Annotated in this window: 1 protein-coding gene; it reads right to left on the reverse strand. The window is 75.0% G+C overall.

The window, feature by feature from the left end; genetic code table 11:
- Nucleotides 1-42: 42 nt before the first annotated feature.
- On the reverse strand, nt 43-11259 hold the full coding sequence (locus AB0F58_RS00565; RefSeq protein ID WP_357135851.1) for a type I polyketide synthase: 11217 nt from the start codon (nt 11257-11259) through the stop codon (nt 43-45).
- Nucleotides 11260-11262 lie beyond the last annotated feature (3 nt).

Genomic DNA, 11262 nt, shown 5'->3' on the forward strand with positions numbered 1-11262 from the left:
GACCCACCTCACTCGGCATGCCGTGGTCGTTGCGGCTGGCGGTCACGACGTCTCCAGCTCGCGGTCGATCAGGTCGAAGATGTTCTCGGCGGTGGCCGACTCCAGGTCGTCGTCGCCATCGGTGTCGGCCTGCCGGTCGGCCAGCCGGTCCAGCAGGCCGTGCAGCCGGTCGGTGATCCGGCGGAACTCGTCGTCGGTCGGGTCGAGCCCGTCGAGCGCCGCCTCCAGCCGGTCCAGGTCCCGTCCGAGGCCCGCCGACCGGTCAACCGCCGGGTCCGCGAACGTGAACTGCGTCGCCAGGTAGGCGGCGAGCGCGGCCGGCGTCGGGTTGTCGAAGACCAGCGTCGCCGGCAGCCGCAGCCCGGTGGCCGCCCCGATCCGGTTGCGCAACTCGACCGAGGTGAGCGAGTCGAAGCCGAGTTCCCGGAACGCCCTGGTCGGTTCCATGCCGGCCGAGCCGTTCCGACCGAGGACCACGGCGACGTGCGAGAGCACCAGGTCGCGCAGGGCGCGTTCCCGCTTCTCCTCGGAGAGGGCCCGCAGGGTGTCGACGAACGCCTGCCCGCCGGCGGCCTCGGCGGCGACGGCCCGCCGGTTGGCCGGGCGGACCAGGGCGGCCAGCATCGGGTGGACGGGCGCACCGGGCGCCGCCACCGTCGTGTCGATCTTCGCCGGCATCAGCACCGCCCGTTCCGACCGCCACGCCGCGTCGAAGAGGGCGAGTGCCTCGTCGTTGGCGAGCGCCACCAGTCCGCTGCGCTCCAGCCGTCGCCGGTCGACGGCGTCGAGGTGCCCGGTGATGCCGCTGGCCTGCGCCCACAGGCCCCAGACCAGGGAGACCGCCGGCAGGCCGAGGGCCCGCCGGTGCTCGGCGAGAGCGTCGAGGAACGCGTTGCCGGCGGCGTAGTTGCCCTGGCCCGGACCACCGAACACGCCGGCGGCGGCGGAGTAGAGCACGAACGCGGTCAGCTCCCGGTCGAGCGTGGCCCGGTGCAGGTTCCAGGCCGCGTCGACCTTCGGCCGCAGCACCGGGCCGAGGCGGTCCGGGGTGAGCGACTCGACGGTGGCGTCGTCGGTGACACCGGCGGTGTGCACGATCGCCCGCAACGGGTACCGGGCGTCCACCATGGACAGCACGTGGTCCACGGCGTCCGGGTCGGCCAGGTCGGCGGCGACGATCGACACGTCCGCGCCGAGCGCCTTGAGGTCGGCCAGCAGCTCGTCCGCGCCCGCCGCGTCCGGCCCGCGCCGACTGACCAGCAGCAGCTGCCGGGCCCCGTGCGCGGTGACCAGGTGCCGGCAGAGCAGCGCGCCCAGGGCGCCGGTGGCCCCGGTGACCAGGACCGTGCCGTCGAGCAGCGGCGCCTGCGGGATGCTCAGGACCAGCTTGCCGACGTGTCGGGCCTGGCTGAGGAAGCGGAACGCCTCCGGGGCACGCCGGACGTCCCAGGTGCGCCGGGGCAGCGGTCGCAGCGCGCCGGTGGCGAACAGCGCCATCAGCTCGTCCAGCATCCGCGCGATCGTGTCCGGGCCGGCCACCAGGAGGTCGAAGACGTGGTAGCTCACGCCCGGGTGGTCGGCCGCGATCCGCTCCGGGTCCCGCTTGTCCGTCTTGCCCATCTCGACGAACCGGCCGCCCCGGGGCAGCAGCCGCAGCGAGGCGTCCACGAACTCGCCGCTGAGCGCGTTGAGCACCACGTCCACGCCGCGACCGCCGGTGCGCTCGCGGAACTCGTCGACGAAGTCGAGGGTGCGCGAGGAGGCGATGTGCGCGTCGTCGAACCCGGTGGCGCGCAGCGCCGGCCACTTGCCGGGGCTGGCCGTGCCGTAGACCTCCGCGCCGAGGTGCCGGGCGATCTGCACCGCGGCCATGCCGACGCCACCGGCGGCCGAGTGCACCAGCACCGACTCCCCGGCCCGCAGCCGGCCCAGTTCGACCAGCCCGTACCAGGCGGTCAGGAAGACCACCGGTACGGCGGCGGCCTCGGCGTACGACCAGCCGTCCGGGATGCGGGTGAGCATCCGGTGGTCGGTGACCGCGACGGAGGAGAACGAGCCGGAGATGATGCCCATCACCCGGTCACCGGGAGCGAAGCCGGTCACGCCCGGACCGACCTGGAGCACCACGCCGGCGCCCTCGCTGCCCAGCACCTGCTGGTCCGGGACCATGCCGAGAGCCAGCACCACGTCCCGGAAGTTGAGCCCGGAGGCGCGCATCCCGACGACGACGTGGCCCTCCGGCACCTCGCCCGCCTCGACCGGGACGGGCAGCAGCGCCAGGTTCTCCAGGGTGCCCTTCTCGGTGACGTCGAGCTGCCACGGCGTCTCGTCGCCGGGCAGCGACAGCGCCCCGGCGTCCCGCGCCCGGACCAGCCGGGGCATCAGGACGGCCCCGTCCCGGACCGCGAGCTGCGGCTCGCCGGAGCCGACCGCGGCCACGACCGCGGCCAGGGAGGAGGCGGCGGTGTCGGTGTCGAGCAGCGTGAAGCGACCCGGGTGTTCGGTCTGCGCCGATCGGACCAGCCCCCACAGGGCGGCACGGGCGAGGTCGCGGGGGACCTCGCCGGGCGCGGCGGCGACCGCGCCCCGGGTGTGCAGGACCAGTCGGGTCTGGTCCAGCCTCGGCTCGGCGAGCCAGCGCTGCACCAGCTCCAGGGCGTCCCGGGCCGCGTCGTGCGCGTCCAGGTCGGCCCGGAGCGGGTCCGGCTCCGACCCGGTCCCCAGGTCGATGACCACCTCCGGTACGTCGGCGCCGTCGTCCAGCGTGGCGACCAGCGCCGCCAGGTCGACGTGGCCGGTCACCGGCTGCCCGGCGTCGGCCAGCGCGGCGGCCAGGCCGAGCGGGTCGGCACCGAGCAGCGCCCAGCGCGCCGTGCTCCCGACGGCCGCGTCGGTCGCCGGCAGCGGCATCCAGTCCAGGTGGAACAGGGAGCTGCGGCGCAGTGCGGCGGTCTCGTCGGCCCGGCTGGCGCCGACCGGGCGGAAGGTCAGCGACTCCACCGTGGCGACCGGCTGCCCGGCCGGATCGGTCAGGGTGACGGCGATCGTGTCCGGGCCGAGCGACCGGAGCCGCACCCGCAGCCGGGTGGCGCCGTGCGCGTGCAGGCTGGCCGAACGGACGGCGAACGGCAACCAGCCGGTGCCGGCGGGGTCCGTCGGGTTGCCGAACATCCGGCTGGGCCCGGTGGCCTGGAGAGCCGCGTCGAACAGGGCCGGATGCAGGCCGAAGAGGGGGGCGTCGGCGACCACCGCGTCGGGCAGGACCACGTCGGCGTACACCTCGTCGTCGCGCTGCCACACCTGGCGCAGGCCCCGGAACGCCGGGCCGTAGTCGAGGCCGTTCTCGGCCGACTGCGCGTACCAGGCGTCCAGGTCGGCGTCGACCTCGACGGCGCCGGCCGGCGGCCACTCCCCCGGCACCGCCACGGGGGCGGGAAGGTCCGGCAGCAGCAAGCCCTCCGCGTGCCGGGTCCACTCGCCGTCGCCCCCCTCCTCGGGACGGGAGTGCAGGGTGACGCTCCGCTCGCCGGCCGCTCCGGGCGCGCCGAGGCGCACCTGCACCTGGACCGCGCCGGTCGACGGCAGCACGAGCGGGCTGATCAGGGCCAGGTCGCCCACCTGGCCGGCGTCGACCTCGTCGCCCGCCCGGACCACCATGTCGATCAGGGCGGTGCCGGGGACGATCACCGCCTTGCCGACGACGTGGTCGGCCAGCCACGGGTGGGTCTGCACGGACAGCCGCCCGGTGAGCACCACCGTCTGGTCGTCGGCGACCGGTACCGCCGCGGCGAGCAGCGGGTGCCCGGCGTCCTGGAGGCCGGCCGCGCTGACGTCCCGCACCTGGTGGGTCGGGACCGTCAGCCAGTACCGCTCCCGGTCGAAGGCGTACGTGGGCAGCTCGACGGTCGGCGCCGGCGCGAGGACCCTCGTCCAGTCGGCGGGCAGACCGAGGACGTGGGCCGTGGCGACGTTGATCAGCAGTCGGGTGGGGTCGTCGTCGCCCCGGCGCAGGGTGCCCAGCACCTGCCCCGCCTTGCCGGCGTCGTCGAGGATCGCCGACACCGGCAGGGCCAGTACCGGATGCGCGGACACCTCCACGAACGTGGTGTGCCCGGCCTCGATCGCCACCCGCACGGCGGTGTCGAACCGCACCGGGTTGCGCAGGTTCTCGTACCAGTAGCCGCCGTCCATCGCGGTCGGGTCGGCCCACTCGCCGGTCAGCGTGGACACCAGCGGCGTGTGCCCGGACTGCGGGGCGAGGTCCGCCAGGTCGGCGAGCATCTGCTCGCGGATCCGCTCCACCGCCGGGGAGTGCGAGGCGTAGTTGAACCGGATCGGCCGCGCCCGCACCCCGTCGGCCCGGAACTCCTCGACCAGCTCCGCCACCTGCTGCGGCGGGCCGGAGATCACCACCGTGGCGGGCCCGTTCCGCACCGCCACGACCACCTCGGGACGGTCGGCCAACCGGGCGGCGACCTCGTCGGCGGGCAGGTCCACCGCGGCCATCGCCCCGGTGCCCGCGAGACCGGCGAGCGCACGGGCGCGCAGGATGACCGCCTTCGCCGCGTCCTCCAGCGACAGGACACCCGCCACGCAGGCCGCCGCGATCTCGCCCTGCGAGTGGCCGATCATGAGCTGCGGGACCACGCCGGCGTGCCGCCACACCTCCGCCAGGGCGACGCCCACCGCGAACAGGACCGGCTGGAGCACCTCCACCCGGTCCAGCCACGACTCGTCGTCACCGGTCAGGACGGAGACGATGTCCACGTCCAGGTAGGGCGCGAACGCCCGCTGGCAGTCGGCGAGTCGCGCGTCGAAGACCGGGCAGCGGCCGACCAGGCCGGCGGCCATCCGCGCCGACTGGCCGCCCTGCCCCGGGAAGACGAACACGACGCCGGCCCCGTGCTCGCCGGCCGTACCCGTCACCACGTTGCTCGCCGACGAACCGGCCGCCAGCGCGTCCAGCCCGGACAGCAGGTCCCCGACGCTGTCGCCGACCACGGCGGCCCGGTACTCGAAGGTCGACCGCGTCGTGGCCAGCGACCAGCCGACCGCCGCCGGGTCGAGTCCGTCGTGCTCGCGCACGTGCCGCGCCAGCCGGGCCGCCTGACCGGCCAGGGCCGCCGCCGACCGCGCCGACACCGGCCACACCACCGCGTCCGAGGCCACCACCCCCGGGTGCGCGCCGCCGTCGACCGCGGGTTCCACGCCGTCGGCCGGGGGAAGATCCTCGGCCTGCTCGATGATGGTGTGGGCGTTGGTGCCGGAGACGCCGAACGACGACACCGCCGCCCGACGCGGCCGGTCCACCGCCGGCCACGGAGTCGCCTCCGTCGCCAACTCCACCGCCCCGGCCGACCAGTCGATGTGCGGCGACGGGGCGTCCACGTGCAACGTCGCCGGCACCACACCCGCCCGCATCGCCAGCACCATCTTGATCACACCCGCCACGCCGGCAGCCGCCTGGGTGTGCCCGATGTTCGACTTCACCGACCCCAACAACAGGGGCACGTCCCGGTCCTGCCCGTACGTGGCGAGCAGCGCCTGCGCCTCGATCGGATCACCCAGGGTGGTCCCGGTGCCGTGCGCCTCCACCACGTCCACGTCCCGCGCGGACAACCCCGCCGACGCCAGCGCCTGCTGGATCACCCGCTGCTGGGAGGGGCCGTTCGGGGCGGTCAGCCCGTTCGACGCGCCGTCCTGGTTCACCGCGGAGCCGCGTACCACCGCCAGCACCGTGTGACCGTTGCGCCGCGCGTCGGAGAGCCGCTCGAGGAGCAGCATGCCGACGCCCTCGCCCCAGCCGGTGCCGTCGGCCGCCGCCGCGAACGCCTTGACCCGCCCGTCGGCGGCCATTCCGCGCTGCCGGGAGAACTCCACGAACAGGGCCGGGGTCGCCATCACCGTCGCCCCACCGGTCAGGGCGAGATCACACTCGCCCCGACGCAAGGCCTGCACCGCCAGGTGCAGCGCGACGAGGGACGACGAACACGCCGTGTCCACCGACACCGCCGGCCCCTCCAACCCCAACGCGTACGACACCCGACCCGACACCACGCTCGCCGCGTTCCCGGTGCCGCCGAAGCCCTCCACCTGGTCGCTGGTCAGCATCAACAGGGACCTATAGTCCTGGCCGTTCGTGCCCACGAACACCCCTGTTCGCGAACCCCGCAACGACCCCGGAACAACCCCTGCCCGCTCCAGCACCTCCCACGACGCCTCCAGCACCAACCGCTGCTGCGGGTCCATCGCCAGCGCCTCGCGCGGGCTGATCGTGAAGAAGGCGGAGTCGAAGTCCGCCGCGTCGTAGACGAAGGCGCCCTTGTCCGTGTACGTGGTGCCGGGCTTCTCCGGGTCCGGGTCGACGAGGCGATCGCGGTCCCAGCCCCGGTCGGTGGGGAACTCACCGACGGTGTCCACGCCGTCGGTGAGGAGTTGCCACAGCTGCTCCGGGTCGGTGACCCCGCCCGGGAAGCGGCAGGCCATCGCCACGATGGCCACCGGCTCGTCGCCGTCGACGGCGGCCGGGGCGACGCTCTCGGCGGGTGCCGGGGCGTCGCCGAGCAGCCCGGCGAGCAGGAAGCGGGCCAGCACCACCGGAGTGGGGTGGTCGAAGACCAGCGTGACGGGCAGCGGCTGCCCGGTCGCGGCGACCAGCCGGTTGCGCAGCTCGACCGCGGTCAGCGAGTCGAAGCCGAGGTCCCGGAACGCGGTGGCGGCCGGGATCGCGGCGGCGTCGTCGTGGCCGAGCACGTCGGCGGCGAGTTCCCGGACCAGGTCGGCGAGGGTTTCCTCCCGCCGGGCCGGGGTCAGCCCGACCAGCCGGCGACGCAGCGTCGCCGCGACCCCGTCGTCCTCGTCGTCGGGCGGCGTCCCGCCGTCGAGGGCCGCCTTCGCCTCCGGTACGCCCTCGAGCAGCGGCCGACGCCGGGCGGAGGCGTACGCGGGAGCGAACCGGGACCAGTCGACGTCGACGACGGTGAGGGTGACGTCGTCGTGGTCGAGGGCCTGCTGAAGGGCGCCCATCGCGACGGTCGGGTCCATCGGGGGTACGCCCCGGTTGCGCAGCTTCTGCTCGGCGTCGGCCGTGTGCATGCCGCCCACCGGCCACGGGCCCCAGGCGATCGCGGTGCCGGCCCGCCCGTCGGCGCGCCGCTGCTGCACGAGCGCGTCGAGGTACGCGTTGCCGGCGGCGTATCCGGCCTGGCCCGCGCTGCCCCAGGTGGCGGCGATGGACGAGTAGACCACGAACGCGTCGAGTTCCTGGTCGGCGAGGAGGTCGTGCAGGTGTGCGGCGCCGACGGTCTTGCCGGCGGCCACCTCGGCCAGCTCGGTGGGGGTGACCGCCATCAGCGGGGTGGTCTGGGCGATGCCGGCGGTGTGCACGACGGTACGTACCGGTGGGCCGTCGGCCTGGACCCGGTCGAGCAGCGCGGCGAGGGCGGCCCGGTCGGCGACGTCGCACGCGGCGACGGTGACCCGGGTGCCGAGGTCGCGCAGCTCGGCGGCCAGGTCGGCGGCGCCGGGAGCGTCCGGGCCGCGCCGGCTGACCAGCACGATGTGCTCGGCGCCGGTCGCGGCGAGCCAGCGGGCGGCACGGGCGCCGAGACCGCCGGTGCCGCCGGTGATCAGCGCGGTTCCGGCGGGCGTGAAGCGCCGTACCGGGGGGCGGTCGCCGAGTCCCGCGCGGACCAGGCGGCGGACGAAGACACCGGGGGCGCGGACCGCGAGCTGGTCCTCGCCGGCCGGTCCGGCCAGGATCGCGGCGAGCCGGCCGGCGGTACGGCCGTCGAGGCGGGACGGCAGGTCGACCAGGCCACCCCAGCGGTGCGGAGCCTCGACGCCGACCACCCGGCCGAGGCCCCAGACCGCGCCCTGCCCGGGGTCGGCGAGCCGGTCGTACGAGGCGACGGTGACCGCCCCCCGGGTCACCAGCCACAGCGGTGCGTCGAGGTGAGCGTCGCCGAGCGCCTGCACCAGGGCGAGCGTGGTGGCCAGGCCGGGCAGGACGGCGTCCCCGCCGGCCTGCGGCTCCCAGGCGAGCAGGGAGACCACGCCGGTGATCTCGGCGCCGGTCAGGGACGCCGCGAGCCCGGTCCGGTCGGCGTCGGGTGCGACGGTCAGCGGCAGCAGCTCGGCGCCCGCGTCGGTCAGCGCGGCCCGGATGTCGCGTACCGCCGGGTCGTCGTCGAGGCCGGCGGGGAGCGCCAGCAGCCAGGTGCCCTCGAGGCGGGCGGCGGCCGGTTCGGGGGTCACCTGCCAGTCGGCCCGGTACCGCCAGCCGTCGAGGAGGGAGTGTTCCTGCTGCTGGCGTCGCCAGTCCGCGAGGACGGGCAACAGGGTGCGCAGCGACTCGACGGCCTCGGCGTCGTCGACGGCGAGGGTGCCGCGCAGGGCGTCCAGGTCCGCGCGTTCGACGGCGTCCCAGAACCGGTGGTCGAGCAGGCCGGCGCGGGTGGCCGGAGCGGCGGGCTCCTCCGCCGGCACCCAGTAGTGCTGGCGTTGGAAGGGGTACGTGGGCAGGTCGACCAGACGTCCCGACCGCCCGGCGAACGCCGGCCGCCAGTCCACCGCGGTCCCGGCCACGTACACCTCGGCGAGGGCCCGGTGGAAGCGGCCGAGGCCGCCCTCGTGACGACGCAGGCTCCCGGTCACCGTCACGGCGGTGTCGGAGGCGACCGCCTCGACGCTCTCCTGCATCGCCATGGTCAGCACGGGATGCGCACTGACCTCGACGAACGTCGAGTAGCCGGCCGCGACCAAGCCGCGTACCGCCTCGTCGAAACGCACCGTCTGCCGAAGATTCCGGAACCAGTACCCGGCATCCAGAGCAGCCGTGTCCAACCACTCCCCCACCACCGTCGACCAGAACCGCACCCCAGCCGACCGCGGAGACACCCCCGCCAACAACTCCAGAAGCTGATCCCGCAACGGCTCCACATGCGCCGAATGCGACGCGTAGTCCACCGGCACCCGACGCACCCGCACCCCGGCGGACTCGTAATGCGCCACCAACTCATCAAGGGCGACAACGTCACCCGAGACGACCACCGAGGTGGGTCCGTTGACCGCCGCCAACGCCACCCGACCGTCCCAGCGGGCGATCGTCTCGGCAACCTCCTCGGCGGTCGTCGCGACGGAGACCATCCCACCGTCACCGGCCATCCCCGCGATCACCCGACTGCGCAACGCCACCACCGCCGCCGCGTCGTCCAGGCTCAACGCCCCCGCGACACACGCGGCAGCGATCTCACCCTGCGAATGACCCACCACCGCCGACGGGTGCACGCCATACGACTCCCACAACGCGGCCAGCGACACACCCACCGCGAACAGGGCGGGCTGCACCACATCCACCCGCTCCAACGACGGCGCACCCGGCACACCCCGCACCACGTCCAACAACGACCAGTCCACATGCGGACGCAACGCCTCCGCACACGCCGTCAGCTTCTCCGCGAACACCGGAGCCGTGTCCAACAGCTCGGCCGCCATACCGACCCACTGCGAACCCTGACCCGGAAAGACGAACGCCACCTCACCCGACGCACCCGCCACCCCGGTCACCGCCTCCGACACGGGACGATCGTCGGCGAGTCCCCGCAACGCGGCGGCCAGCTCGTCCCGACCGGAGGCGAACACCACGGCCCGGTGGTCGAGGGGCGAACGGGAGACCACCGAGGTCCAGGCGACGTCGGCCGGATCCAGGTCGGCGTCGGCGGCGACGTACCCGGACCAGCGCTCGGCCTGCTGCCGCAGCGCGGTGCGGGTGCGGCCGGTGAGCAGCACGGGGGCGGGGGCGGAGAGGTCCGGGCGGTCGGCCTCGGCGGGGACGTCCTCGGGCCGCTCGAGGATGATGTGCGTGTTGGTGCCGCTCATCCCGAACGAGGAGACGGCGGCCCGGCGGGGCCGGTCGACGGCCGGCCACGGGGTCGGTTCGGTGACCAGGGCCACCGCCCCGGCGGACCAGTCCACGTGCGGGGTGGGCTCGTCGACGTGCAGGGTGGCGGGGACGACGCCGTGCCGCATGGCCTGGACCATCTTGATGATCCCGGCGATGCCGGCGGCGGCCTGGGTGTGCCCGATGTTCGACTTGATCGACCCGAGCAGCAGCGGGGCGGCGTCGCCCCGGTCCTGCCCGTACGTGGCGAGCAGCGCCTGCGCCTCGATCGGGTCGCCCAGGGTGGTGCCCGTACCGTGCGCCTCGACCACGTCGACCAGGTCGGGGGTGAGCTTCGCGCTGGCCAGCGCCTGCCGGATGACCCGCTGCTGGGCGGGGCCGTTCGGGGCGGTGAGCCCGTTGGACGCGCCGTCCTGGTTGACCGCGGAGCTGCGGATGATCCCGAGCACCGGGTGACCGTTGCGGCGCGCGTCGCTGAGCCGTTCGAGCAGCAGCACGCCGACGCCCTCCCCCCAGCCGGTGCCGTCGGCCGCACCGGCGAACGACTTGCACCGCCCGTCGGCGGCGAGACCGCGCTGCCGGGAGAACTCGACGAACGCGGAGGGGGTGGCCATCACGGTGGCCCCGCCGGCCAGGGCCAGGCCGCACTCGCGTTCGCGCAGGGCCTGGCAGGCGAGGTGGACGGCGACGGACGACGACGAGCAGGCGGTGTCCACGGTGACCGTGGGGCCCTCCAGCCCGAACGTGTACGCGAGCCGGCCGGAGACGACGCTGGCGGCGGTGCCGGTGAGGACGTACCCCTCGACGCCGGGGGCGCGGTGCATGACGGCGGCGTAGTCCTGGCCGGAGGTGCCCATGAAGACGCCGGTACGGCTGCCGCGCAGCGACAGCGGCGCGATGCCGGCGCGCTCGAACAGCTCCCAGCTGACCTCCAGCAGCAGCCGCTGCTGGGGGTCCATGGCGACGGCCTCGCGGGGCGAGATGCCGAACAGGGCCGCGTCCAGCTGCCCGGCGTCGGCGAGGAACCCGCCGGAGGCCGCGTACGAGGTGCCGGGGTTGTCGGGGTCCGGGTGGTGCAGCCGGTCGAGGTCCCAACCCCGGTCGGTGGGGAAGTCGCCGATGGCGTCCCCGCCGGCCGAGACGAACTGCCACAGCTCCTCCGGCGAGCTGATGCCGCCGGGATAGCGGCAGCTCATGGCGACGATGGCCACCGGCTCGGACTCCTCGGCGGTGACCTCGCGCAGCCGCTGGCGGGTCTGGTGCAGCTCGGCGACGACACGCGTCAGGTACTCGCGGAGCCTCTCCTCGTCCGACGTCGTCGGGCGGGATCCCTCGTTCTCCACCGGCACGTTCGCCATGGT

Source organism: Micromonospora sp. NPDC023956 (genome assembly GCF_040639195.1).
In the GTDB taxonomy this organism is placed as follows: Bacteria; Actinomycetota; Actinomycetes; order Mycobacteriales; family Micromonosporaceae; genus Micromonospora.